Origin of the sequence: Planktothrix agardhii (assembly GCF_904830935.1) — a bacterium.
Classification (GTDB): Bacteria; Cyanobacteriota; Cyanobacteriia; order Cyanobacteriales; family Microcoleaceae; genus Planktothrix; species Planktothrix agardhii.
Genome location: NZ_LR882952.1, coordinates 2620186 through 2643601 on the forward strand (window position 1 = coordinate 2620186; position 23416 = coordinate 2643601).

Genomic DNA, 23416 nt, shown 5'->3' on the forward strand with positions numbered 1-23416 from the left:
ATCGAAGCGCACGCACCATCCCCAACCCAATTAAATGATCAAACCATCATCAAAGCGATCGCTTCCCCAACCCCAAAAAACCGGGTTTATGATTAATCAAATTTTTAATATAAATTGCTCAAAAGATGGTGCGATCGCCAATAATAAATTCAGAGGATAATATCTCTGTGATTGTGATCTAATATTGGTGCGTGCGCTGCGATGGAACACCCTACTAATTCAGGTTCATTAATAAGGCGTAAAAGTTTAACGGTTTCGATAGTTTCCATTGCAAAGGTATTGCCTTCTTGATCTGTAAAGTCAATTAAAAATGCTTTTTGATCAAAAGACATCAAAACTGTTCCCATTTGCCCTCGACGGAGTAGAATTTGCTGATGGGTGACTTTGTGGGTAGCGATCGCATCTTCGGTTAGAGCCACCAAATCGTATTCTTGAATTTCGTTCATAATCAGTTATTTATTCAATAGGATTTAGTGGAATTTATAGGCTACATTAACATTTGTAGCATACTTGATCAGTTGTGAGAGAGAAACCCAGAAACCCGGTTTGCTGAGTTCTATGATTTCAGTTAAAATGTAAATGTGTTGATACAAGGTTCAGGATATGAACGCAATCAAAGAGCTTATTTTAGACAAATTAGATCATTTAGAAACTTTATCTGAACCTGTTTTGCAAGAGGTTTTAGATTTTGTTAGCTTTTTAGAATGGCGACTCAATACAAATCAGCGACCACTTCCCAGTTCCAATTTAACAGAAGACCCTTTAGATTCGGCAGAAGATACGGGTGCGTTTTTGTTAGAAATTGCTAGTTCTTTTGTTAGTAATTTATCGGATGAATATTTGGATATTTTGCCAAGGGATGGTGCACTACTAACTTTAAAATAGCTTAATAGTGAAATTTACAGGAAACAATCACAATTTCTTCATCAGTAACGTTATAAACTAAGCGATGTTCTTGGGTAATTCGTCGTGACCATAGCCCGGATAGATCGTGTTTCAATGCTTCTGGCTTCCCTAAACCAGAGAAAGGATCACGTTGAATATCTTTAATCAGCGTGACAATTTTGGTATAAATTTTTTTGTCTTCTATCGCCCATTGGTATTGGTTAAACTCATCAAAACTTCGAGGTATAAATGCCACTTTTCTCATAATTTAGCGGGATCGACATAAATATAGTTCTCAGGATGTTTAAGTGATTCTACAGCTTCTTTTAGATGGTGGCGATTAGCTTCTGTAGATAGTAGATAATCTGTTTCATCGGTTTCGGTTGATTTCCCAATTAATAAAATTGCCTCAACAACAGTTCCTTCTGGCAAATCGAGGGAGGGTAAATCGAGTTTACCGTTTTTAATAGTTGTCTTGTATTTAAGAGTATCCATAACATCTGATATTTGAGAGATTTTTTAATTATACCCAATTTAACTGGGGTTGGGGTGGGAAATAGAGAAACCGGGTTTCTATTGGAAATTATTTACTAAAAACAAAGTTTATGCAGAAACCCGGTTTCTGGGTTGGTTAATCATCCTTCTCCCTTCCTTTGTGTCTTCGTGTCTTTGTGGTTCTTTTCCAACTTCAATCTATTATAATCATCAATAACAGCCAGACCCAACCCCAACCCGCCCTCACCATGAACGACGCCTACTTACAACTATTACTCAAAATACTAAAAGCAATTGCCAAAAATAAAAATAATCCTGAAGCGGTCTATCCCTTACTCCTAGAAAATAGCGATAAATTAGATCAAACCTTTATTCTCACCTTGCAAGAATGGGCAACAGAACAACTGCAAAAAGCCGACCCCGACCAATCCTATAAAATTGCATCAAATGTTGGTGTTATCGCAATTGTGGGAAGGGGAAATTATTGATAGTAGCAGTGGAGATGACCTAACCCCCCAACCCCCTTCCCTGCGAGGGAATGGGGAGCAAGAGGTTTCTGTTTCTGGGGATTTTCCTCAAGTCCCCCTTTCCAATGGGGATTTAGGGGGATCTCCACAAGTCAAACCCGATTTAGGGGGATCTGCTAATATTAATTTAGGCAGTAATCTCAACACCCAACGCCAAAACCTGCAACAACAACTTAATAGCTTGCAAGTTGAGGAATTTACCCCCACCGAATCGGTTTTATCAGAATTTACCCAAAGAAAACAATTCTAATGTCCTGGCATTACAAGCGGCGCAACATTGGTTTAGAAAGGTTTCCCGTGATGAATTTTTAACTTGGTTACGCGACGATCTAAAATTAGATGAAGAATTCGTAGATGATTGTGAAGTCCGTCTGCGTCGAAGTTATCCTAAACATCCCTTTAACCAACCCCTCCATTGGGCTCCTTTCGCTATTATTGGTTTATAATAATAGGAAATTGCTCCATCCCTGTAGGGGGAGCGTCCTCGCTCCCTAAAATATACAGTTTAAATGCAGTACAACTTATTAGTGCGTGTGCTTTGATAGCTACACCCTACGATTAAGGTTTGTTGAGTAAAATAGAGGATATTATCAATAATTCCGATCAAACTGTTTACGATTTTTTAACCTTCTTAGATAATCCTAATCCTGAGCTATTATCCGATGAAGTTAAAACCGGATTAAAACAACTCCAAAACGAACTCAAAACCCTTCCCCAAAAATCGAATAAAATCGCTTTAGCAATTCTGGACTGGTGTGAAAAATACCCCAAAATTGATCAGGTTTTCAAAAATACCGATTGGCAAAAAGTCCGATGTGATATGATTGAAGAAGGAGAAGAAGTTCCCTCCCCTGATATTACCTTAGAGGTCGAGCGTGTGACTAATAAAATGATCATTGCGATAAATAAAATTAGTCGAGAAAATGAGTCTAGCGATCGCCCCAACCTCAACGAAGATAATGGCCCCGAAAATTGATCATGTTTACGCTTTAAATCTCTATTTATTTGCTTTTAAACTAAAATCTGGTTTAACAGCAGATTTACAACCCGTTGAAAATCCAGTTACGGTTGTTAAAGAGCAGTATCAACCCATATTAGACCAGTTTAAACCCCAATTTAAAGACGGAGATCTTAATCCTCAATTACGCTCTGAAGATGCTTTAAAATCTATCCCAAGAGACACCCTAGACTTATTAGAAACTCAACGTCAGGATCGGAATTTTTACTTTAAGTCGGGTTTAGAAAAAAACTCTAATCCTCAAAAACCGAAATCGTTATATAGTCTGCTATTATATCCCCAAAAAATATCCGATACCTATTCTTTATTATTGCATATTTTTCGACCTCAAGACCCCGGATATGATCAAGTTAAGTTAGATGAAATTGAACAGTTTCACCCCAAAAGTTTAATTTTAAACGATCCCGAAAAAGATTTTTTAGGACAAACTTTATTAGTAACGGCGTTTTTACCCGAAAATACCCCAAGGGATGATCAAAATTTAAGAGCGATCTCCGAGCAATTACGGTATAATTTATTTGGGGATTATTGTAATACTTTTTATCAAGAGGGAAAATTATTAGGGAGTTATATTGTTGAATATGGAAACCCTAAAACAAATCTGAATCGAATTTTAATTGTATTTTATTTAACCGACGCTACCTCAGAAAAAATTAAGCCAATTTATTTTAATTTACCCCAATTCTTTCTATATTATCATAAAATAGCCTATACATTTGAATTTAGTCGTCAAGCTTATCAAGAAGCTGATGAGCTAATTCGCGACACCATTGAAGCAGAATTAAGAAAAATAATGAAACTTGACACGGAAGCAGAAACCTCTAATTTAGAGTTAGAAGGTTTGAAAAAACAACTGATCACCCTAATAAAAATCGCGCCTAAATATACCTTAAAATTAAGAAACCTAGAACACGCATTGAACAAGCTAAAATTGACCAAGAAAAAGCAGACATACTCCGTCAGAGTGAAGAAGGCGAAAAAGACCGCGATAAATCTTTAGAGCGTACTATTTCAACGTTAGGCGTTGGTTTAGCCGCCGGAGGTATTGCTTCATCAATTACCTCAGCATACATTGAAAAACCCCTACCCCTACCCTATCTGGAAAAATCTCTATCCGTTCCTCCTTTTATTCTAGCATTTTTATTAAGTGTTGGAATAGCTTTTATCGCGGGTTTTATTACTTGGGGTTTTATTACTTGGCAAATTACAAAAAAAACGGAAACAATCTCATTACAAGAACCACCACCAACAGCAGAGTGCATAAGCGAAGCGAACGCACCCCACGAAGAATAAAAAACCCAACCCCAAGAAACCCGGTTTCTGAATTCTGATCAAGTTTTGGTGCGTGAGCGTTGCTTACTCACCCTACAGGTGGGAGATGGGTTTGTTAATATTAATAGGATTAACAGAATAACCGTAAAAATTAATTTGATAATCTGTAATTTTAACGCCTGTTTGTTGTTCAACTTGGGCTAATAATTCCGGGGGTAATTCGATATGAATATCTAAAATTTTATCGGTATCTAAACAATTAACATGGGAATGGGAATCACTAATATGTCCATATAAACGGCCGTCGGAACGTTCCACACATTCAATCACATTTTCCCGGGATAGGGCTTCTAAATTTTGATAGACTGATGTATGACCAATAGCTTTACCCTGTTGATTTAATCGATCATAAATGTCCCGGGCTGATAAATGTTCTTGAACTTGCCACAGCAATTCTAAAACTAAACGACGTTGACGACTCAGCCGCATTCCTTTAGCTTGACAATAATTGATTGCATCTTCTAAAGAACGAATTGGTTTCACTATTCTCGCCTCAGTTTATTTATGAAATTTCAATAGTTTTAGGATCACCGATCCCATACTTAGACTATACTTTCTATTGTATCTTAGGGATTTTATAGTAAACAGTGGTTTCTATAGCAATCCTAAATAGGTTGTAACATTTCAATACTGATATGAAACGGCTAGAAGTATTACCCCAGATCCCTCCCCCCGTGCACGGGGGGTTTGGGGGGGCTGTTCCGGTGTTCCCTTTTGATCAGGGATTTTAAACACAACTCAAATAGGATTGCTATATCTGCAAAGGTTGACATTGAATGGCAATTATAATCAAGCTGAATTCTGAGCAAGTAAATCGTTTAGATCTGTCTCCTGTGCAAACGGTGATCGATTCCCTATCTAAAAATAACGATATTACAGCCTATGAACAGCAGATTAGCTTCGAGATCGATTATCCCCGTGACCCGGAAGACCCCAGAGAAATTTCAGAAGTTCCTGAAATTCGCCTATGGTTTATTCGCCTAGACGCCCAATATCCTTGGCTACCCTTGTTTCTGGACTGGAAATCTGGGGAATTAGCCCGTTATGTGGCGATGCTCGTCCCCCATCAATTCCATCGTACCGAAGGCATCCAATATAATCCGGAAGCCCTAGAAATCTTCTTAATGCAAAAGATCTTTATCCTTGACCACTGGTTCACCCAAAACAACCTTCCCAGTAAATCCCGCCTCATGGCCATGGCTCAAATGCTAGGCTATGACCTTGATGATACCTTCTTTGAGACTTATACCCAAGGGTGTTAATGGTTGGGAGGGCTGCTTCCCAGGGTTGTTTTAAAGTTGGGTGGGAAAAAATCAACAAGGGGCGATCGCTAACCATTAATAGCCAACACCCCAATCTTTCAACACCTCAACCCTAACGGTCAACACCCAATAAACATGGGTGCAAATAATGTGATAATGCTTATAGAAGGAAGATCGGGCTTGCCGTTATTCAATCGAGTGAGTCAGATGTTCAACTAAATTCAGTAGATTAACGGCTTCTTTGCCCAGTATTAAGTAACAATCACACAGACAAGCGGCGTCAGTTATGACTCAAATTTCAGTAACCTCCGATGCTCCGAGTATGGGGCGTCGTCAATTCATGAATTTACTGACCTTCGGTACAGTTACAGGCGTTGCTGTCGGGGCGCTGTATCCGGTGATCAAATATTTTCTGCCCCCCTCTAGCGGTTCTGCTGGCGGTGGTGTAACGGCTAAAGATGCTCTGGGTAACGATGTTATCGTCAGTGAATTTTTATCCAGCCATAAACCCGGCGACCGGGTTTTAGCCCAAGGTTTAAAAGGCGACCCCACCTATATGGTGATTGAATCCGATTCTTCCTTAGCGGAATATGGAATCAATGCGGTTTGTACCCACTTAGGGTGCGTTGTCCCTTGGAATGCCAGCGAAAATAAATTTATGTGTCCCTGTCACGGCTCTCAATATAACTCCGAGGGCAAGGTTGTTCGTGGGCCAGCACCGTTATCCTTACCCCTGGTTCACGCCACGGTTGCGGATGATAGATTGAGCTTTACAACTTGGACAGAAACCGATTTCCGCACGGGTGAAAATCCCTGGTGGTCTTAATAAATTTTAAATTCTAGGATTTTAGATTTTAGATAAATACCTGAAATCTGAACTCTGCGATCATTGATTCTGTTGACTTTGACCAGAAATAGAACATTAGTAATGCAACCAATTGATCAATTAGTAAAAATGCCTCGTTTGCGGGCTTGGAAAATCCTTTGGGTTGCCGTAGCAACGGTTGCTTTCTTCCTAACCAGTGATTTTGCCCTACCCCAGTCGGCGGCGGCCTATCCTTTTTGGGCGCAAGAAACCGCTCCCCTAACCCCCCGGGAAGCGACGGGACGGATTGTTTGTGCCAACTGTCACTTAGCGGCAAAATCTACGGAAATTGAAGTTCCCCAATCGGTTTTACCGGATACTGTTTTTAAAGCGGTTGTTAAAATTCCCTACGATACCAACGTTCAACAAGTCACGGCCGATGGTAGTAAAGGTGGTTTAAACGTCGGTGCGGTATTAATGCTGCCCGAAGGCTTTAAAATTGCTCCTGAAGATCGGATTCCTGAAGAATGGAAGGAAGAAATTGGTGATTTATACTTCCAACCCTATCGGGAAGATCAAGAAAATGTGGTGATTGTTGGGCCATTACCCGGAGAAGAAAATCAAGAAATTATCTTCCCTGTCTTGTCTCCTAACCCCGAAACGGATAAATCCGTTCACTATGGTAAATTTGCTATTCATGTCGGTGGAAACCGAGGTCGCGGTCAAGTCTATCCGGCCGGAAACTCTAGCAATAATACCGTTTATAAAGCCTCTGCTGCTGGAACCGTTACTCAGGTAACAACGGACGCAGAATCAGGTTCTCAAGTGACCATTCAAAAGGCCGACGGTCAAACCGTTGTCGATGAAATTCCTCTTGGCCCTTCTGTGATGGTTTCTGAAGGTCAAACTGTTGCAGTAGGTGATGCTTTAACCGATAACCCCAATGTGGGTGGTTTTGGTCAGCATGATACTGAAATTGTTCTGCAAAGTTCCACTCGTGTTACTGGCTTAATTGCTTTTATCGCTTTGGTGATGTTAGCTCAAGTTATGCTGGTAATGAAGAAGAAACAAATTGAGAAAGTTCAAGCGGCTGAAATGAATTTCTAACTTTTGAGTCGTTTTGATGATTTCAACCCTTGTAGAGACGTTAAATTTAACGTCTCTACAATTGTTTTTAAATAGGGAATGGGTAATAAAAAGAGTTTACCTCCCCTGCTCCCCCTGTTCCCCCTGCCTCCCCTGCTCTCCCTGTTCCCTAATATATTATGTCAATTACTAAAAACGAGATTAAAGTCGGATCTTTAGATTGGTTTTACAGGGAAACAAATCCCGAAACTAATGATAAAATTCCAGTAGTATTTTTACATGGATTAGTTTCTCAGAGTTATAGTTGGTTGGTGATTTTAGATGAATTAGAAAAACAAGGATATAAAGCGATCGCACCGGACTGGATAGGTTCTGGATATTCGGGAAAACCAGATAAACGGGATTTTAACTATACGCCTGATGCCTTTATTCAAGGTTTAGGAGAATTTTTAAAACAGTTAAAAATAGAAAAATTTTATTTAGTTGTTCAAGGATTTTTAGGCTCAATGGGATTACAATATGCCCTACGTTATCCTGAACAAATTGAAAAATTAATTATTCTGAATACTCCTATTTCCACATCGGTTAAACTCCCCTGGAAATTACAACAAATGGCGTTACCGTTTGTGGGAGATATGATCACTCAAGATCCTTTATTAGTTGATAGAACTTTAGAAGGAGGTAGTAAATATGTGATTGAGGATAAGGTTTTAGAAGTGTATCGTAGTCCGTTTTTAAAGGCTTCTGCGGCTGGACGATCGCTCTTAGCAATCTTAAAAAATTTACGCTTAAAAGATGCTATGATTGAAATAGAATCTGGCTTTAAAAATTGGCATCGCCCAACTCAAATTATTTGGGGATTAATTGATCCTTGGTTGAATTTTACCGATGTTGAAACCTTTGCAAAAGGGATTTCTGATATTGAAATTATCACCTTAGAAAAAGCCGGACATTATCCCCAAGAACATTGGCCTCAAGAAATTAGTCAGGCTTTAATATTATTTTTGCGGAAAAAAGTAGTTTAAGATTATCAACCCCAAAAACCCCCGTTGTTGGGCTTCAGCCCATCTTAAGAGGGGCTAAAGCCCAACAACGGATTACTGAGTAATTTTTTCGGCTTCTTCTGAATCAAGATGTCTGGCCAGCACTTGAGCCGTTGTATCCAACAGGCGTTCTGAAAAGGCTTTAGTTAAGTCTGTCCGCAAGCCTTGTCCTATATAAAACTTCAGCAACGCTTCTACAGACATATCTCGAATTGTCGCTATTTTTGTCAGTGATTCTAAAGTATCTATTGGGACTTCAATCGAGACTGTTTCCGTGATCCGTGGCCGCAATTGCAATTTTATTTCTGCTTCAGGATTGTTCATATAATTTCCTTTCAGTGCGGGTAGCAGGACGGGAAGAAATGATGCAGATTCGCAGACTACGTTCTACATAAACTACGAGTAATAGGCGTTGAGAAAGGGAATAACCCAGTATAAAATCGCGCGGTTCCTGATTAGAAGTAGCGTCTCCCTCCTGATAGAATGGATCGAAGAAAACCTCTGCGGCTTCTTCAAAGCTAACGCCATGTTTTTCTAGGTTGCTCTCGGCTTTGTTTATGTCCTATTCAAAGTCAACACCTTGTAGCCTGTACACACTATCCATACTTCGATATTAACATTATTTAGAGAAAAGCGAAAGTATCGGCGAAACTAAGATTTTCTCTCTTCTGTGAAATTAAATACAGAATGCGATTATTAATCTATTATAAGTAAGTAGGCTCTATAAAACCTCCCTATGTAAACAATTGTTAATCAGTCTAACACTCTCTAATGGATGATCTAAGCCTTCAAACTCCATGAAAAATACCTTTCCAACTAATCAAAAATGTTCCTGTCAGGGGAATTGTTCCCATTTGTTAAGTCGTCGTTGGTTTATGCGATCGCTTTTAACAACTATTGTTTCTATTCCTCTGTTAGAATTTGCTAAACCCGCTCTATCTGCAAATCATCACGCTACAGCTTTAGTATTAAGTTGTATTGATTTTCGGTTTATGAACGCAGAACAGCAATTTCTCTCTAATATTTTACCTCAAAAATATGACTGGACAGCCCTAGCCGGAGCTTCCTTAGCAATTTCTGGTTTTCCCCATAAAGCAGAAGCAACGGTTTTTTGGGATCAATTAGAGTTATCCTATAAACTCCATTCTATTGAAAAAGTGATCATTTTAGATCATGAAGATTGTGGAGCATACTCTAGTTTAATTAACCCTAACCTGCATCAAAATCCCGAACAAGAATATCAAGCCCATGCTGATTATTTAAACCGAGCCTATACCAAGATTCGTCATCGTTATCCCAATCTGGATGTAGAACTATATTTTGTTACTTTAGAGTCGCAATTCCAAGCGGTGATACCTAAAAAAATTACCTTTCCTTGGTCTAGCTAAAATCCTGAAGCGACAGAATAACTCCAGAAAGATATAATCAAGATATTCTGTTATTTTTATTAAAGCCATGATGAAACTTGATTCTACTCCATCCCAATCATCTTCGGGTTATCTAGGAAAAGGTGTAATTCTACTGACTATTTTAGCCGGAACTATGGCATTTACCAATCCTAAACGAGAAGAATATATTAATTATGCTTCTGATCAATTATCCACCGAAATTAAAAAATCCATTTGTAAAGAATCTCAAGTCCCTGAATTTTTAAAAGGATTTTCTAGTGCGTTAGTGAATACCTGTAATACCTTAGTTGTTAATCAACGTAACTTAATTAAAGACACGGTAGATAAATCCACAACCCGACAAAATGCGATTTTATTTAGTGTTTATACGACCGAAATCGCTGGATATAAATATCAAACATTAGGAGGATTTGGTAATTTTCTTACCTTTCCCACAAAAGAGCCTAATTCTGCTCAATCTACTTCTAAAGAATCAAGTTGAGAATTTCGATCAATTTCCGACTTTAAACGGATAATAAAACTATCTCGGTTAACTTGATTTAAAATCTCTTGAATAGCGGTATCAATACCCTGTTCACCCCAGGTACAGCCTTTTTCTAAATATACTTGCGCCGCCTGACCAACGGTATAAGTTAGATAGGCAGAAATTGAGGCTTGAGTAATGGCAATTCCGGCATAATTAGCGAGATCTGTAGCTAACCCAGCCGCACTTTTCCCAAATCCTAATATCCAACCACTACCCATTTCAGCTAATAGTAATCCTCCCGAACTTAATAGAATTTTTTTCCATAATTTCCCCGCTTGATAACTGGTCATCGGTAAACCATATAAACGGGCCAAAGACCGAATTAAAATTAAATCGCTAATTGTTGCACCCAAAACATCTAAAATAGCAATGGGATTTAAGGCTACCGCTATAGCTTTATAACGAGTAAATTTCCAGATTAATTCCTCTGCTTCCGCCGATTGTAATTTAATACTTTGACGGGCGATAATTTTTTCTGCTTCTCGCCCTTGAACTAAAGCATTTAAAGCTAAAAGTGAGCGTCCTTCTCGATTTAATATCTTTAAAATAATCTGTTTTAATTCATCAATTTGAGATGATGGAGATTCCCATTCATAAGTTATTCGACCATCTGGCCATTCAATTCTAAGTTGGATTGGTGCGGGTTCTGCTGATACTTTGACAATCTCAAATGGTTTAGATTTATTAGGAGATTCAACAATAGAAATATCTTGAGTGTGAGCTAGTTTTTGTAAATTTTGATAGATTTTTTCCTGTTCTATTTCTGTATACAAATCAATTTTATTAAAAACAATAATTAACGGTTTATGAGCATTTTGTAATTCTAATAAAGCCTCATATTCGGTTCTAGTTAAATCCCCCGATACCACAAATAAAATTAAATCCGCTTGGCGAGTGACTTCCTTTGCCATATCCCCCCGTACCTGTCCGGCGACTTCATCTAATCCTGGGGTATCAATTAACTCAACTTGAATCGGATTTTGTTCGTCAATATTATCAATTCGATTCGGTTCTTCAATCTGAGATAAAGGTACACTCCAACAAATAGAACGGGGCCATTGGGTTACACCATTTAACGGCCCGGTTTGGAGAATTTTTTCCCCCAATAAGGCATTTAAAACCGCCGATTTTCCCCGACTAACTAATCCAAAGACGGCAATTCTAATAATTCCTTGTTCTAGTTTTTCTAAATTAGTTGATAGGATTTCTAACTGTTTTTGTAATGTTGCTTGTAATTCAGGATGAGAACTCCTTCGCCCCCGTTGTAAGTGGTTATAACGGGATAAAGTTTGTTTTAAACTAGAACGAGCTTGATTAAAATGAGTATTCATTATTAATGGGTATAGACTGGCTTTTTTGGAATGATGGGGTTTTGGTGTGTATGCCGATCTTACGCACCCTACAAGTACCAAATTGATTCAATTTGATCGGCGATCGCATTTGCTTCTTTTTCTATATTTTGATCGTTTTCTGTCTGAATTAATACCGTTACATGACCTAACTTTCTACCTGGACGAGATGCGGTTTTACCATACCAACGAATAAAGGAATTAGGAATTTCTGCGATCTTTTGACGCTTTTCTAAATATTCACTATTAGCAGTTTCAAACCCCAATAAATTCACCATGATCGCCCCACTACATTTTAAAGCGGTATTACCTAATGGTAAACCACTCACCGCCCTTAAATGTTGTTTAAATTGGGAAGTTTCACAAGCATCTAAACTAAAATGACCGGAATTATGGGTGCGCGGTGCGATTTCATTAACTAATAGTTTGCCTTCGGATGTTAAGAATAATTCTATCCCAAATACACCAATTACTTGTAAACTATTAAGTAAGGTTTTGGCGATCGCTTCTGCTGCTTCGGCTATAGTTTTATTAATATTAGCTGGAGCAATAACCCGATGACAAACTTGATTTTTCTGTACCGTTTCAACAATTGGATAAACTGCCACATCTCCTGCCACCGAACGGGCTGCAATTACCGCTAATTCCCGTTCAAACGGAACAAATTTTTGTAATAACATCGGAGGATAGTTAAATTTCGCCCAAGTTTGAGATAATTCCTCGGCATTGTTAATAATAAAAGTTCCCTGTCCATCATATCCATAGCGACAGGCTTTTAAAACCACCGGATAACCCAAATTATGATTAAATATTTTACCATTTTCGGGGTTTAAAAGTTTAAATTCGGGAACAGGTAAACCAATTTTTTCTAAATAACTGAGTTGATCATATTTATCTAATAATAAGGATAATGCTGACAAGCGAGGACGAAAACAAACCCCCTGTTCTGCCAGTTTAGATAGGGCGTTTAAATCTACAAATTCATTCTCAAAAGTAATAACATCGCAATGATTTGCTAATTTTGCCGTGGCTGTGGCATCATCAATTTTGGCTAAAATTGTTTCGGTCGCAAAAGGTACGGCGGGGTCGTCAGTTTCGGGCGTTTGAACAAATAAAGAAATCCCTAAAGATGTGGCTTCCATTCCCATCATCCAAGCTAATTGTCCTCCTCCAATTACACCAATTTTGCTTAGGGTTTGAGGTTGAATTGTGGGAGTAGATCGGGTGTTCATTTTTTAGCAATAGTCTCAACTTTATTTATTTTAACTGAATATAGCAATATTTATATTAAGCGTGATATTAATAGAAAATTGAGTTACATTGAAGGTGAAATGTGCTTCTGCTTCAACTGCATTAACAATCTCCTGGGACTTGGTTCACCATGCCTGAAATGACCGTCAAAGACCTAGAACGTATTGAGTCCGTCTTCTGTGAAGCTGGCTTGGACTATCGAATTGAACTAGAACAGGGTAATATTACCATTATGGGGCCATCAGATATCGTCGCCAGTGAAGTCTCCTTAGAATTTGCTAGTCAACTTCGTAATTGGGTGAAACCTCGTGGTTTGGGTCGTGTTTTTGACTCCGCAGGTGGGTTTATTTTACCAAATAGTGACCTAAAAGCACCGGATGTTACTTTTGTTTTGCGCGATCGCTTGCTCAGAAGTGTGAGATATTTTGCGACCCTAGTTCCCGATTTAGTCGTTGAAGTCAAATCTCAAAGCGATCGCCTGAAAAAACTGCGAGATAAAATCCAAGTTTATATCCAACAGGGAGTTAAAGTTGCGATTCTGATTGACCCCGATACCTGTCAACTGGAAGTTTATCGACCGGATCAGCCTGTAATTATATTAGGAAATGGTGATATTTTAACTGTTAACGAACTGCTACCTGGATGGGAATTAATAGTTGAAGAAATCTGGCCTCCGGTATTTGACGAAGATGAATAATCTGCTTTTGTATTTAAAATTACCACAGAATTAGATAAAGTAAGTTCATCTTACAGCATTATATCTCGTCCTGCCCTAATGGGGCCTTGAATTAAATATAACGAAGCCAAGGTAAATATCTCCTGATCAAGAGTTACACGCTAGTTAAGACTTAGAAAAGCCCAGTTAGCGTGTAACTCACAATCTGGCTTTAAAACACAGCTACGAGCTTGTTTTTTTGCTAGTAGTTGAGGACTTTTTGGTTGTAGTTTTCGTGGTTTTAGCGGTGGTTTTCGAGGCTGTTTTAGTCGTTTTAGACTTACTCCGAGAACTCGAACCCGAATCCGCTTTTGCCGCCAACAATTCCAACCCTTGGGCTAAGGTAAACGCCTCTACCGCCGCATCCTTGGGTAAGGAAGCATTGATTTTTCCATGTTTAACATAGGGCCCATAACGACCATCATAAACATTCACAGGTTCACCATCGGCGGGATGGGTTCCTAACTCCCGTAAAGGCGGAATTTCTTTTTTACCCCGTCCTCCCCGACCACTGGTTTTCGGTTGGGCCAACAGTTCTAACGCCCGTTCTAAACTAATGGTTAACACATCATCAGGGGCTTTCAGCGACCGATAATCCTTACCCAATGACCCCTGGTCATGGACAACATAGGGCCCAAACGGCCCCAAGGCGGCTTTAATCTTAGCCTCGGTTTCAGGATGGGTTCCTAATAGTCGCGGTAGGGCTAATAACCCTAAAGCCATTTCCACGGTGACGTTTTCCTTCTCAACACCTTTAGGAATAGATACCCGTTTCGGTTTTTTACTGTCTTCGGCTTCTAACCCCAACTGCACATAGGGGCCATAGGGGCCAATTAATATATAGATAGTTTCTCCCGTTTCTGGGTGAACTCCTAATTTCTCTGGCCCTTCGGTTTTTTGTCCCACCAACTCCCGAATTACCTCCGGGGTTAAATCCGCCGGAGTCAAATCCTGGGGAATGGAAGCGGTAATCATGTCCTCTCCAGTTCCCGCCTCAATATAGGGGCCAAACTTACCGATACAGACGCGATATTGAATCGGATCATCTTCATCTCCCAACTGTTCTAACTCAATAGTTCGGGCGACTTTAGTATCAATTTTACTGGCTTGGTCTTTAACCTGATTTTCCAGTCCAGCATCGCCTAAATAGAATTTTTCCAAATAGGGTAGCCAAGGAGCTTCTCCGGTAGCAATATCATCGAGGGTGTCTTCCATGCGGGCGGTAAATCGCAAATCGACCAAATCCGGGAAGTATGTTTCTAAGAGGTTGGTAACCGCAAAGGCCGTAAAAGTGGGAATCAGGGCGTTATTTTTTAACTGAACATACCCCCGATCAATAATGGTTCCAATTACACTGGCGTAGGTACTAGGGCGACCAATACCTTCACTTTCTAGGGTCTTAACTAAGGAGGCTTCGGTAAATCGAGCCGGAGGTTGGGTTTCATGTCCAACTACATCTAACTTTTTGCAGTCAGGATGGTCGCCAACTTTCAGAGGGGGTAATAATACCTCTTGGTCTTCCAAGGCTGCTTCTGGGTCGTCGGAACCCTCCACATAGGCCCGCAGGAACCCAGGAAAATCAATTCGTTTTCCGGTACTGCGGAATCCGGCATCCTCAACTTTTAGCTCAACGGTAATATTAGTTTGGCGAGAGTCAGCCATCTGGGAGGCTACGGTACGCTTCCAAATTAAATCATAGAGGTTGAGTTCGGCTCCACTTAGGGCCGTTTCTTGGGGGGTACGGAAAGAACTTCCCGCCGGACGGATGGCTTCGTGGGCTTCCTGCGCTCCTTTAGATTTAGTCGTATATTGCCGAGGTTTGGGACTGAGGTAATTTTTCCCATATTTCTGTTCCACACATTCCCGGGCGGCGGTAATCGCTTGCTCCGATAAATGCACGGAGTCGGTTCTCATATAGGTAATATATCCCCGCTCATACAAACTTTGGGCGGTTTGCATAGTCTGACGGGCACTTAACCGGAGTTTACGGTTAGATTCCTGTTGCAAGGTGGAGGTGGTAAACGGAGGAGAGGGTTTGCGAGTAACGGCTTTTTCCTCTAAGTTTGCCACCGTCCAGGGTTTACCCGATAACCTTTGTTTTAAAGCTACTGAAGCGGCTTCATCCAGTAAAACCACCTTCCGACCTGCGGCAATTTTTCCAGTGGTTTCATCGAAATCGCTCCCAGTCGCCACTTTGACCCCGGCTAGACTCACCAGTTTGCTTTCAAATTTACTTCCCGCGCCTCCCTTTGCTAAGGGGGGGTTGGGGGGGGTATATTCCAAAAGGGCTTTTAAATCCCAATATCCCCCAGACCGGAAAGCCCGACGATCCCGTTCTCGACTGACCAGTAAACGCACGGCCACGGACTGCACCCGTCCGGCGGATAATCCCTTAGCAATTTTTTTCCACAACAGGGGGGAAAGAGTATAACCATAGAGGCGGTCGAGGATGCGGCGGGTTTCTTGAGCATGAACCAGTTCTTCATCAACGGTGCGACAATTTTTTAGGGCTTCACGAATGGCCTCTTGGGTAATTTCGTGAAATACCATCCGTTTAATTGGGACTTTCGGTTTCAGAATTTGGAGTAGATGCCAACTAATACTCTCTCCCTCGCGGTCTTCGTCAGTAGCGAGAACGAGTTCGTCCGCTTCTTTGAGGGCGGCTTTGAGTTCCTTAACAATTTTTTGCTTATCTTTGGGGATAACGTAAATGGGTTCAAAGTTCCCTTCCACATTCACTCCTAGTTTTGCCCACGTTTCCCCCTTATATTCTTCGGGGATTTCCTCAGCAGAGGGGGGAAGGTCACGGACATGACCCATTGAGGCTTCTACCCGATAGCTCGATGGTAAGAAGTTGCGAATGGTACGGGCTTTGGTTGGAGATTCAACAATGACTAAAGTTGACATAGCACCTTCTCAGGTTACAGCAAACACCGGACTTGGGGAATGAAGAAAAAGCGTTGGTAATTGCTTTTGTTGACAATATTAGCACTACATGAAACCCCCAAAACTTTTCACAAACCCTGAAAGGTTTAGGTGAGGGGATATTCACACACTCAGGATATGATTAAATTTTAGATGCCCAACTGAAGACCGTTGAAACTGGATCTAACCATAGCAAAAATTTATATAGGACTTACGCATGGGGCCCGAGAAACCGGGTTTTTGAGAACATAAGTGGGTCACAACGCAGTATTTTCGGAAAAAACCCCGGTTTCTTTGGTTGGGTTCGTAAGTCCTGTTCTAGTCAGTCCATCACCTAAATAACTATGAGTAATCACCCTCTTGTCATTCAAGATTCAGAATTTGACTCGGAAGTTCTGAAAGCAGAACTGCCGGTTTTAGTCTATTTTTGGGCGGGTTGGTGTGGCCCTTGTCGGCTTGTGTCTCCTTCTATACAAGCGATCGCCACAACCTATAGCGATCGCTTAAAAGTTGTAAAAATGGAGATCGATCTCAATCCGATCACCGTTAAATCCTATAAAGTAGAAGGAGTTCCCGCTTTAAAATTATTTAAAGCCGGGGAAGTTGTCAAGTCCCATGAAGGGGCTATCCCTAAACGTAAAATAATCGATTGGCTAGAAGCAAGTTTATCCGCTTGATATCCGCCCCGCCCGTTCAGGGCGGGGATTCCATCTATTGACACTCCCTGTGCCTGAAGGCGTGGGGATTCTTGGTTCAGCGAAACCACTTAATCAAATTACCTTGCAGTGCTTTAACCAGAGGTGGGATTATCCCCAAGCTAAAGAGCGGGTATGCCCCACCCTATTCGTATGAATGCGAGTTATTTTTTAAGAATCTTTTACCCACTACTGGGGAGAGGCTAAAACTGTGCAGTAGAACCCTATAGATTCACTTGATAATCAATCCGAATCTATCCGGCGATAGTGACCCAAAATAAAATCTTCCGATAGCATCATTGTATAATGGGCCAAGGGTAGTTTTTTACAAAGCCAGGGTGGGATCGTGAAAGCCCACTGGCTTCAGCCGTGGGATGAAACGCGACGCAGGCACTTTTAAGTGCCGTCATCTACCAATTAATTTGTACCCAGTTATTAGATATTTATGTTATCATATTTTCCATGATCAAAGTAACTCGGACGATTAAATTAAAATTCGCAAAACTCAACCGTTGTAAAGCTCAAATGTTTGAGCAAATGACGGAAGAAAACACGCAGATTGCTAATAAGCTGTTGTCATTGCCAATTAAAGAACGGCGAAAAATGACAACAGCTAAAATCATGTCCGAGTTAAAATCTGCTCTGGTCAATCAAGTTATTCGACATACCACATCCCCAACGGGTCGTAAAACCAAGCAATATAAAGTTCTTCCTGTAGAAGTTAACAATCAAAAGAGGAAACAATTCAAGGGGGTTCTTTGAAATTGATTAAACATCGAAATAAGTGGTATGCCTATCTGTCGATAACAGAGGATGTTCCAGAAGTTGAGACAGAGAAAAGATTGGGATGTGACCGAGGGCAGAATAATTTAGCGGTAGTTGCACCAAAAGAAGGTTTCGGCAAGTTCTTTAATGGTCAAAGTGTTAAGCATCGAAGACGTTATTTTCAACAACGTAGAAAACAACTTCAAGAAGCTAAAAAGTTTCGAGCTTTAAAGAAATGGAACAAAAAAGAGCAACGATGGATGGAAGCTATTAACCATACAGTCAGTCGCCGAATTGTTCGTTTTGCCCAATACCATAACGCCGATATTGTTATAGAGGATTTGGAAGGATGTCGTAAAACCATGAAACAGAGCCAGAGATCTCGTTCTGATTCTGGTCAATCTCGACACACTTGGTCTTATTATTCTTTGGAACAAAAACTTAATTATAAGTTGGCTCTTAAAGGATTGAAATTAATTAAAAGACCTGCGCCATATACCTCAAAATCTTGTTCAACTTGTGGTGTTATTGGCAAAAGAAATCGGCACGATTTTAATTGCCCTAATGGTCACTACCACAATTCTGATTTTAATGCTGCACGAAATCTGTCTCAATGGGATGGTTTCGCTTGTGATTTAAACCTAAAGAGAGATGCTTCTGTAATGGATTCATCCGGTTTAAATTATGGGGTGTTTGGCGTACCCCCGAACTCGGTGAAAAACAATCAAAAAGAGTATATTCAACTGTCTTTATTTGATTGGGCTAGATACGAGAATCCCACCCCTTTAGCGTAGCGTAGGGGTGGGAGTGTCAACTACAATAGAGGAAACCCGAAAAACTAATGGCAAGGATACGCATTCACGCCATTAGAACTTGTAGAGTAATCTGTATATTTAACAGTTAAAACTGAAATTCACTATTAGCATGACATCTGAACATATCCGCCAACGCTCCGAAATTCTCGGCACTCAAGTTATCACCCGTGACAGAGGTAGACGACTTGGAATCGTCAGCCAATTATGGGTAGACATAGATCAGCGTGAAATTGTAGCGATCGGAATCCGTAATAATATTCTAGCGATCGCTGGAATGCCAAAATTTATGTACCTGAGTAGTATCCGCGAAATCGGGGACGTAATTTTGGTGGATGATGATACCGTCCTCGAAGAAGACGTGGATGTAGAAAACTACAGTACCCTGATCAACAGTGAGGTCATTACCGAAACCGGGGAACCCCTAGGACGGGTGCGGGGCTTCAAATTCGATACCCGGGATGGCAAACTAGAATCTTTGATTATTGCCTCCATCGGTCTGCCTCAAATTCCTGAACAGGTGATCAGCACATATCAATTGTCCATTGAGGAAGTTGTTAGTAGTGGCCCGAATCGCTTAATTGTCTTTGAAGGGTCGGAAGATAGACTGCAACAGTTATCCGTCGGTCTGTTAGAACGTTTAGGTTTAGGAGAAGCACCTTGGGAAAAAGAAGATGAGGGAATATATTATCCCCCAACGGTAAAACCTGCTAACCAGTTAGGCACCGGACTACCCCAAACGGCTCCACAACGAGCGAATCGCGCCCCGGCGGTGGCTCAGGAAGCATCTTGGGATGAAAATGATGCCTGGGAAGAACATCCCGCCCCAGTTCAGCCTTTACGCCAACCCCAACCGATTTACGATGACTATGAAGAAGAAGATAATTGGGGCGATGTGGAACGGGATGAGGATGATCGTTATCGAGAACGGGAATTAGTTCCGATTGACCCAACCCCCCGTAAAGAACAAAAGCTCTATGCCAGAGAGTTAGACTATGAATATGAAAATCAGGTAGATTCCGATGCTTGGGATGAGGGCGAAAATCCCAAACCCTATCAACCTCCTCGAATTAATATTCCAGAAAAAACAAAAATTCCCGAATACGAGGAATAGAAAATATCAACCTAACCCCAAAATAACCCCCGGCTAAACACTAGATACCTATTCCGTTCATGGTATCGGCGGAACAGTTGGGGCTATTTTAACGGGAGTTTTTGCTACAAAAAGTGTCAATCCGGCTGGATTTGATGGACTTTTGTATGGCAATCCAGGGCAATTAATTCCTCAAATTGTTGGGGTAGTTGCTACCTACGTTTTTGCTGGGGCTGGAACTTTTGTGATTATCAAAATTCTCGGTTCCTTGATGGAATTGCGAGTTAGACCGATGGTCGAAGAACAAGTCACATCAAATCAAAGGCGGTTGAAACCGCATCTACACAAACAAAACCCGCCGACGCGGGTTAAAGATTCTGGGGGCGGATTTTTCCTATCCACATACCATATAAGTCCGCGCAGGCGGACATCGTTTGTGTAGCCACGATTTCAATCGCCGAGGGCCTTATTATGAGGAATATCACATCAAATTAAAGTATTTTCATTGCTTCCACAACTTTTTGAGAAATAAAAGGTAAAATTTCCTCGTTCTTACTTTGGGCTTTTCCCTCCGTAAATACTACTAATAAATAAGATTGAGTCGAATTAAGTTCAATATAAGCCGCATCATGGCGAACTTGGCTAGTATGTCCGGCTTTTGACCAGAGTTTTGCCGTTTTAGGTAATCCACCTCCTAGAAAACCTGCGACTTGATTCTCTGGATTTTTCGCTAAATCTTTGGGGTCAAGACTGCGTTGAATTAATGTCATCATCTGACCAGAAGCAATCGAAGAAACCGCCACCCCACCAATAATACTATGCAATAATCTCGCGGTGGCATTAGTGGTTAACATATTGCGATTTTCCATTAATTCCCCTACAAAAATTCGTTCTCGACCATAGGCTCCATCACCCCAAGTTTTTTGATTCACATTAATTGATTCAAATTCCGGCCAGTTGAGGGTTTGTAAATAACGATTAACTAAATTGCGCTGACTTTTCCAGGTTTCAAACGGCCCTGTTGGTAATTCTGGGCCGCTTGTAGTTCCAGTTAATACATCAACTACTAAACTGGTAGCATCGTTACTAGAATCAATGATCATATCTCTAGTAGCTCTTTCTAATTCCGTGGTTGTCCGTAACATTCCCTTTTCTTTCCACTCAAAAACGGCCAGTAAATAAAATAATTTCACAATACTAGCCGGATAAATTTGTTCAATTCCCCGATAGTTAAATCCCCGCACGGGATATTTCCCAAACTCCTCCGGGGTTAAGGCGCCCCCGGTATTAACAGAAATCGGTGGGTCATATACTAACCAAGTCATAGCCACTTGATTGGCAGCTAAACCTGGAAATTGTGCGCGAGTTGCATCTATAATGCCAGTGCCTTGGGTTTCTAATTGTTCATCGGAATGGAAAAAAGTCATTTCAATTGTCAGTGTCGAGTGTCAAGTTTGCTAGTTTTGGCTAAGAGTCAATAGTCAACCCCCAACCGTCAACATCCATTAAATTAATTATGATTGCCAAACCCTTATCAGATACGATTGAGTATTGCTGTAGAGAGAATTTGGATCTCTATGATGGAGCCGACTGCCAAACTTTAGCAACGCAAGCGGCTGTATCTCGTCATTTACGTCTACTTCCCCAATCTAAAAATCACACTAATAATTCCCCTAATATTCTAGTTCAATTATGTGAAGATAATTATACCGCTTGGTTACTTGATTCGGATCAAAAGCATTTAGAGATTGCCACTCAGCCCTATCTCGCTCCGATTTGGTCAGAGGCTCAAATTCAAGCCGCAATTCCCCAGATTATTCAGTTTACTCAAGTCGCAATGGCAACCCCTAATTACTATCTTTGGGGCGGGACGGTCAGCCCTAATTATGATTGTTCGGGTTTAATGCAAGCTGCCTTTGCTGACGCCGGAATTTGGATTCCCAGAGACGCCTATCAACAAGAAGCCTTTGCCAAACCCATCACTTTTAATCGAGAACAATTAGATTTTTCGATTCTTCTCCCTGGGGATTTAATATTTTTTGGAACTGTCGAAAAAGCGACTCATGTTGGATTATATCTCGGAGACAAAAAATATATTCATAGTTCGGGTAACGAACAGGGTCGTAACGGCATAAAGATTGATGTGTTATCATTAGAAGGAGATACCTGTATTCAGTATTACTTTAAACGGTTACGGGGGGCAGGACGAATAATTTCTAGTTATCAACTGCTTCCTAAGTAAAGTCATGTCTTGCTTAACGGGTGGAGTCTGTTAATATGGCTTGGGATTAAGATTGGGTATCCTTAAATTATTATATATATCAACTTTGTTTTGGAGACTGGCAATGCGTCAATTTTGGTTTCTATTCTCCATCGGTATTTTGGCAGTTGGGTTAGGGGGATGCGGTTCTAAACCTGAAGAAACTGCCACCACTCCGAGTCCAACTACTTCTCCATCGGCCGTGGCTTCGCCGAATCCCAATGCGACCCCGACCCCGGGGCAAACACCCCCGTTTAAAGATCCGTTAGTCAAAGAACAGTCGAACGTGGGTGCGGGTGAGGGTTTGATTCAATCGACCAATTCAGAAGAACGGTTACGTCTCCTGGGTAAACCTTCGACGGCAACTTCTACTGCACCGTTAACAACAACGGCTCCCTCTGCGGTGAGTATCGATCCTTTTGCAGTTTTACCTCCATCCATTGTCCAAGTTGCTCCTGAAGTGGGCAAAGCACCAACTGTACCGGAACAGACAACTCGGGCTGTGCCTGAATTACCTAAATTAGCGGTAAGTGAAGCCCCCATTCGCTGGGTCTCTACTAGCACCAATCTTCTACCTCCTAAAACCCCTGGAGCCATTGGAACTCCTGGAACCATTGGAACTCCTGGAACCATTGGAACCCCTGGAACCCAACCGGGGAATGGAGTGACAACATTCACACCTCAAATTACTAGGTCTGTAAGAGGCGTACCCACTTTACCGAGTTTACCCATTGCCCAAGTCCCCGATTTACCGGCAATTCCCAATATACCGACACCCCAATCCTGGCGTGATCCTAATCCCCCGCCACCGCGTCCGGTTGCTACCCAACCTTTTGTTCCTCCGCCTCCATCTACAGACTTAGCTCGAGGGATGGAAGTGACCGGGGTATTGCAAGTGGGAAATCAAACTAAGATTATTCTTAAGGCTCCCGCAGAACCGACCAGTCGTTATGTGAACGTGGGACAGCGTGTGTCTAATGGTCAAGTTCTGGTTAAACGAGTCAAGTTTGATACTGGTGGTGAACCTGTTGTTATTTTTGAGCAAAATGGGATTGAGATTGCTAAATCTGTAGGTGCTATTCCACCGGCTGATCCCAAGGTTAATAATATTAGTTTGCGATCTTCGGGAGTTCACTCTGGTTGAATAGGATAGATCTAATCTG

At 41.1% G+C, this 23416-nt stretch carries 30 protein-coding genes and 1 pseudogene; 21 read left to right on the forward strand and 10 right to left on the reverse strand.

What is annotated here, in order from left to right; all coding sequences use genetic code 11:
• The first annotated feature begins 34 nt into the window (after positions 1–34).
• Positions 35–160, forward strand: a complete 126-nt coding sequence (locus tag NMG88_RS22490) for a hypothetical protein (protein WP_268951581.1) — start codon at positions 35–37, stop codon at positions 158–160.
• Here the strand turns inward: NMG88_RS22490 and NMG88_RS12255 are convergent.
• Positions 150–446 (reverse strand): DUF4926 domain-containing protein, encoded by a 297-nt coding sequence (locus tag NMG88_RS12255; RefSeq protein ID WP_227358025.1) that lies wholly within the window; start codon positions 444–446, stop codon positions 150–152. The two genes, NMG88_RS22490 and NMG88_RS12255, sit on opposite strands and share 11 nt — an antisense overlap.
• 157 nt (positions 447–603) lie before the next feature.
• On the opposite strand from NMG88_RS12255, the gene NMG88_RS12260 reads away from it, so the two are divergent.
• On the forward strand, positions 604–885 hold the full coding sequence (locus NMG88_RS12260; RefSeq protein ID WP_254035461.1) for a DUF2281 domain-containing protein: 282 nt from the start codon (positions 604–606) through the stop codon (positions 883–885).
• 1 nt (position 886) lies between these two features.
• Here NMG88_RS12260 and NMG88_RS12265 read toward each other — a convergent pair whose 3' ends face one another.
• Both NMG88_RS12265 and NMG88_RS12270 read right to left on the reverse strand, forming a co-directional pair.
• Positions 887–1150: a Txe/YoeB family addiction module toxin gene (locus NMG88_RS12265; RefSeq protein WP_254035462.1), complete on the reverse strand. Its 264-nt coding sequence runs from the start codon at positions 1148–1150 to the stop codon at positions 887–889.
• Positions 1147–1380 carry a hypothetical protein gene (locus tag NMG88_RS12270; RefSeq protein ID WP_027249899.1) on the reverse strand — a complete coding sequence of 78 codons (234 nt, stop codon included), beginning with the start codon at positions 1378–1380 and terminating at the stop codon, positions 1147–1149. Before NMG88_RS12270 ends, NMG88_RS12265 begins: the two co-directional genes overlap by 4 nt.
• 248 nt (positions 1381–1628) lie before the next feature.
• On the opposite strand from NMG88_RS12270, the gene NMG88_RS12275 reads away from it, so the two are divergent.
• The 5 genes from NMG88_RS12275 (at position 1629) to NMG88_RS12295 (ending at position 3925) form a co-directional block, all read left to right on the forward strand.
• Positions 1629–1868, forward strand: coding sequence for a hypothetical protein (locus NMG88_RS12275; protein WP_227350863.1), 240 nt, complete (start codon positions 1629–1631; stop codon positions 1866–1868).
• On the forward strand, positions 1828–2157 hold the full coding sequence (locus NMG88_RS12280; RefSeq protein ID WP_227350862.1) for a hypothetical protein: 330 nt from the start codon (positions 1828–1830) through the stop codon (positions 2155–2157). Before NMG88_RS12275 ends, NMG88_RS12280 begins: the two co-directional genes overlap by 41 nt.
• A complete protein-coding gene (locus NMG88_RS12285; protein ID WP_227358023.1) occupies positions 2096–2353 on the forward strand; it encodes a CHAT domain-containing protein in 258 nt (85 codons plus the stop codon). The genes NMG88_RS12280 and NMG88_RS12285 overlap by 62 nt, the downstream gene beginning before the upstream one ends.
• A 122-nt stretch (positions 2354–2475) precedes the next feature.
• Entirely contained in the window at positions 2476–2883 is a 408-nt protein-coding gene (locus tag NMG88_RS12290; protein ID WP_254035463.1) for a hypothetical protein, read from the forward strand.
• Positions 2867–3925 (forward strand): hypothetical protein, encoded by a 1059-nt coding sequence (locus NMG88_RS12295; protein WP_254035464.1) that lies wholly within the window; start codon positions 2867–2869, stop codon positions 3923–3925. The genes NMG88_RS12290 and NMG88_RS12295 overlap by 17 nt, the downstream gene beginning before the upstream one ends.
• A 365-nt stretch (positions 3926–4290) precedes the next feature.
• Here NMG88_RS12295 and NMG88_RS12300 read toward each other — a convergent pair whose 3' ends face one another.
• Positions 4291–4740 (reverse strand): Fur family transcriptional regulator, encoded by a 450-nt coding sequence (locus NMG88_RS12300; protein WP_227358020.1) that lies wholly within the window; start codon positions 4738–4740, stop codon positions 4291–4293.
• 293 nt (positions 4741–5033) lie between these two features.
• On the opposite strand from NMG88_RS12300, the gene NMG88_RS12305 reads away from it, so the two are divergent.
• From NMG88_RS12305 to NMG88_RS12320, 4 genes are all read left to right on the forward strand, one after another.
• Positions 5034–5519, forward strand: coding sequence for a CRR6 family NdhI maturation factor (locus NMG88_RS12305; RefSeq protein WP_026796843.1), 486 nt, complete (start codon positions 5034–5036; stop codon positions 5517–5519).
• Positions 5520–5805: 286 nt separating this feature from the next.
• Positions 5806–6345 (forward strand): cytochrome b6-f complex iron-sulfur subunit, encoded by a 540-nt coding sequence (gene petC / locus NMG88_RS12310; protein WP_254035465.1) that lies wholly within the window; start codon positions 5806–5808, stop codon positions 6343–6345.
• A 129-nt stretch (positions 6346–6474) separates the two neighbouring features.
• A complete protein-coding gene (petA, locus tag NMG88_RS12315) occupies positions 6475–7431 on the forward strand; it encodes a cytochrome f (RefSeq protein ID WP_375295659.1) in 957 nt (318 codons plus the stop codon).
• Between the two features lie 158 nt (positions 7432–7589).
• Complete coding sequence (locus NMG88_RS12320; protein ID WP_042154997.1) at positions 7590–8435, forward strand: alpha/beta fold hydrolase; 846 nt, start codon at positions 7590–7592, stop codon at positions 8433–8435.
• A 72-nt stretch (positions 8436–8507) separates the two neighbouring features.
• Here NMG88_RS12320 and NMG88_RS12325 read toward each other — a convergent pair whose 3' ends face one another.
• Entirely contained in the window at positions 8508–8777 is a 270-nt protein-coding gene (locus NMG88_RS12325; RefSeq protein WP_026788345.1) for a hypothetical protein, read from the reverse strand.
• Positions 8764–9012, reverse strand: a complete 249-nt coding sequence (locus NMG88_RS12330) for a BrnT family toxin (RefSeq protein ID WP_254035813.1) — start codon at positions 9010–9012, stop codon at positions 8764–8766. The genes NMG88_RS12325 and NMG88_RS12330 overlap by 14 nt, the downstream gene beginning before the upstream one ends.
• Before the next feature lie 238 nt (positions 9013–9250).
• Here NMG88_RS12330 and NMG88_RS12335 point away from each other — a divergent pair, with 238 nt between their 5' ends.
• Positions 9251–9841 (forward strand): carbonic anhydrase, encoded by a 591-nt coding sequence (locus tag NMG88_RS12335; RefSeq protein WP_254033879.1) that lies wholly within the window; start codon positions 9251–9253, stop codon positions 9839–9841.
• 67 nt (positions 9842–9908) lie between these two features.
• Positions 9909–10343, forward strand: coding sequence for a DUF4359 domain-containing protein (locus NMG88_RS12340; protein ID WP_026795118.1), 435 nt, complete (start codon positions 9909–9911; stop codon positions 10341–10343).
• Here the strand turns inward: NMG88_RS12340 and NMG88_RS12345 are convergent.
• Both NMG88_RS12345 and NMG88_RS12350 read right to left on the reverse strand, forming a co-directional pair.
• Positions 10316–11719 (reverse strand): GTP-binding protein, encoded by a 1404-nt coding sequence (locus tag NMG88_RS12345; RefSeq protein WP_235765894.1) that lies wholly within the window; start codon positions 11717–11719, stop codon positions 10316–10318. The genes NMG88_RS12340 and NMG88_RS12345 overlap by 28 nt on opposite strands.
• A gap of 68 nt (positions 11720–11787) precedes the next feature.
• A complete protein-coding gene (locus NMG88_RS12350) occupies positions 11788–12969 on the reverse strand; it encodes a 5-(carboxyamino)imidazole ribonucleotide synthase (protein ID WP_227358018.1) in 1182 nt (393 codons plus the stop codon).
• 149 nt (positions 12970–13118) lie between these two features.
• Here NMG88_RS12350 and NMG88_RS12355 point away from each other — a divergent pair, with 149 nt between their 5' ends.
• Positions 13119–13685: a Uma2 family endonuclease gene (locus NMG88_RS12355; RefSeq protein WP_227358017.1), complete on the forward strand. Its 567-nt coding sequence runs from the start codon at positions 13119–13121 to the stop codon at positions 13683–13685.
• 201 nt (positions 13686–13886) lie between these two features.
• Here NMG88_RS12355 and topA read toward each other — a convergent pair whose 3' ends face one another.
• Complete coding sequence (gene topA, locus NMG88_RS12360; protein ID WP_235751672.1) at positions 13887–16610, reverse strand: type I DNA topoisomerase; 2724 nt, start codon at positions 16608–16610, stop codon at positions 13887–13889.
• A gap of 362 nt (positions 16611–16972) precedes the next feature.
• Between topA and NMG88_RS12365 the strand changes: the two genes are divergently transcribed.
• The 5 genes and pseudogenes from NMG88_RS12365 to NMG88_RS12385 all read left to right on the forward strand — a co-directional run.
• On the forward strand, positions 16973–17305 hold the full coding sequence (locus NMG88_RS12365; protein ID WP_214561190.1) for a thioredoxin family protein: 333 nt from the start codon (positions 16973–16975) through the stop codon (positions 17303–17305).
• A gap of 480 nt (positions 17306–17785) precedes the next feature.
• Positions 17786–18085 (forward strand): hypothetical protein, encoded by a 300-nt coding sequence (locus NMG88_RS12370; RefSeq protein ID WP_227381438.1) that lies wholly within the window; start codon positions 17786–17788, stop codon positions 18083–18085.
• Between the two features lie 2 nt (positions 18086–18087).
• Complete coding sequence (locus NMG88_RS12375; protein WP_227398324.1) at positions 18088–18882, forward strand: RNA-guided endonuclease InsQ/TnpB family protein; 795 nt, start codon at positions 18088–18090, stop codon at positions 18880–18882.
• A gap of 130 nt (positions 18883–19012) precedes the next feature.
• Complete coding sequence (locus NMG88_RS12380) at positions 19013–20014, forward strand: PRC-barrel domain-containing protein (RefSeq protein WP_227350848.1); 1002 nt, start codon at positions 19013–19015, stop codon at positions 20012–20014.
• Between the two features lie 49 nt (positions 20015–20063).
• Positions 20064–20435: pseudogene (locus tag NMG88_RS12385) on the forward strand (hypothetical protein); the annotation flags it as partial.
• A 49-nt stretch (positions 20436–20484) separates the two neighbouring features.
• On the opposite strand, the gene NMG88_RS12390 reads toward NMG88_RS12385, so the two are convergent.
• Positions 20485–21420 carry a serine hydrolase gene (locus NMG88_RS12390; protein ID WP_042154985.1) on the reverse strand — a complete coding sequence of 312 codons (936 nt, stop codon included), beginning with the start codon at positions 21418–21420 and terminating at the stop codon, positions 20485–20487.
• Positions 21421–21509: 89 nt separating this feature from the next.
• Between NMG88_RS12390 and NMG88_RS12395 the strand changes: the two genes are divergently transcribed.
• Both NMG88_RS12395 and NMG88_RS12400 read left to right on the forward strand, forming a co-directional pair.
• The gene (locus tag NMG88_RS12395) at positions 21510–22235 is read left to right on the forward strand and encodes a C40 family peptidase (RefSeq protein WP_026796761.1); all 726 of its coding nucleotides are present in this window, start codon (positions 21510–21512) and stop codon (positions 22233–22235) included.
• A gap of 103 nt (positions 22236–22338) precedes the next feature.
• Positions 22339–23397, forward strand: coding sequence for a hypothetical protein (locus NMG88_RS12400; protein WP_227398325.1), 1059 nt, complete (start codon positions 22339–22341; stop codon positions 23395–23397).
• Positions 23398–23416 lie beyond the last annotated feature (19 nt).

Excerpts from the sequence above, each read along its gene's own strand:
- NMG88_RS22490 (WP_268951581.1), top strand. The coding sequence starts at position 35 with ATGATCAAACCATCATCAAAGCGATCGCTTCCCCAACCCCAAAAAACC.
- NMG88_RS12255 (WP_227358025.1), bottom strand. The coding sequence starts at position 446 with ATGAACGAAATTCAAGAATACGATTTGGTGGCTCTAACCGAAGATGCG.
- NMG88_RS12260 (WP_254035461.1), top strand. The coding sequence starts at position 604 with ATGAACGCAATCAAAGAGCTTATTTTAGACAAATTAGATCATTTAGAA.
- NMG88_RS12265 (WP_254035462.1), bottom strand. The coding sequence starts at position 1,150 with ATGAGAAAAGTGGCATTTATACCTCGAAGTTTTGATGAGTTTAACCAA.
- NMG88_RS12270 (WP_027249899.1), bottom strand. The coding sequence starts at position 1,380 with ATGGATACTCTTAAATACAAGACAACTATTAAAAACGGTAAACTCGAT.
- NMG88_RS12275 (WP_227350863.1), top strand. The coding sequence starts at position 1,629 with ATGAACGACGCCTACTTACAACTATTACTCAAAATACTAAAAGCAATT.
- NMG88_RS12280 (WP_227350862.1), top strand. The coding sequence starts at position 1,828 with ATGTTGGTGTTATCGCAATTGTGGGAAGGGGAAATTATTGATAGTAGC.
- NMG88_RS12295 (WP_254035464.1), top strand. The coding sequence starts at position 2,867 with ATGGCCCCGAAAATTGATCATGTTTACGCTTTAAATCTCTATTTATTT.
- NMG88_RS12305 (WP_026796843.1), top strand. The coding sequence starts at position 5,034 with ATGGCAATTATAATCAAGCTGAATTCTGAGCAAGTAAATCGTTTAGAT.
- petC (WP_254035465.1), top strand. The coding sequence starts at position 5,806 with ATGACTCAAATTTCAGTAACCTCCGATGCTCCGAGTATGGGGCGTCGT.
- petA (WP_375295659.1), top strand. The coding sequence starts at position 6,475 with ATGCCTCGTTTGCGGGCTTGGAAAATCCTTTGGGTTGCCGTAGCAACG.
- NMG88_RS12320 (WP_042154997.1), top strand. The coding sequence starts at position 7,590 with ATGTCAATTACTAAAAACGAGATTAAAGTCGGATCTTTAGATTGGTTT.
- NMG88_RS12325 (WP_026788345.1), bottom strand. The coding sequence starts at position 8,777 with ATGAACAATCCTGAAGCAGAAATAAAATTGCAATTGCGGCCACGGATC.
- NMG88_RS12335 (WP_254033879.1), top strand. The coding sequence starts at position 9,251 with ATGAAAAATACCTTTCCAACTAATCAAAAATGTTCCTGTCAGGGGAAT.
- NMG88_RS12340 (WP_026795118.1), top strand. The coding sequence starts at position 9,909 with ATGATGAAACTTGATTCTACTCCATCCCAATCATCTTCGGGTTATCTA.
- NMG88_RS12345 (WP_235765894.1), bottom strand. The coding sequence starts at position 11,719 with ATGAATACTCATTTTAATCAAGCTCGTTCTAGTTTAAAACAAACTTTA.
- NMG88_RS12350 (WP_227358018.1), bottom strand. The coding sequence starts at position 12,969 with ATGAACACCCGATCTACTCCCACAATTCAACCTCAAACCCTAAGCAAA.
- NMG88_RS12355 (WP_227358017.1), top strand. The coding sequence starts at position 13,119 with ATGCCTGAAATGACCGTCAAAGACCTAGAACGTATTGAGTCCGTCTTC.
- topA (WP_235751672.1), bottom strand. The coding sequence starts at position 16,610 with ATGTCAACTTTAGTCATTGTTGAATCTCCAACCAAAGCCCGTACCATT.
- NMG88_RS12365 (WP_214561190.1), top strand. The coding sequence starts at position 16,973 with ATGAGTAATCACCCTCTTGTCATTCAAGATTCAGAATTTGACTCGGAA.
- NMG88_RS12370 (WP_227381438.1), top strand. The coding sequence starts at position 17,786 with ATGATCAAAGTAACTCGGACGATTAAATTAAAATTCGCAAAACTCAAC.
- NMG88_RS12380 (WP_227350848.1), top strand. The coding sequence starts at position 19,013 with ATGACATCTGAACATATCCGCCAACGCTCCGAAATTCTCGGCACTCAA.
- NMG88_RS12390 (WP_042154985.1), bottom strand. The coding sequence starts at position 21,420 with ATGACTTTTTTCCATTCCGATGAACAATTAGAAACCCAAGGCACTGGC.
- NMG88_RS12395 (WP_026796761.1), top strand. The coding sequence starts at position 21,510 with ATGATTGCCAAACCCTTATCAGATACGATTGAGTATTGCTGTAGAGAG.
- NMG88_RS12400 (WP_227398325.1), top strand. The coding sequence starts at position 22,339 with ATGCGTCAATTTTGGTTTCTATTCTCCATCGGTATTTTGGCAGTTGGG.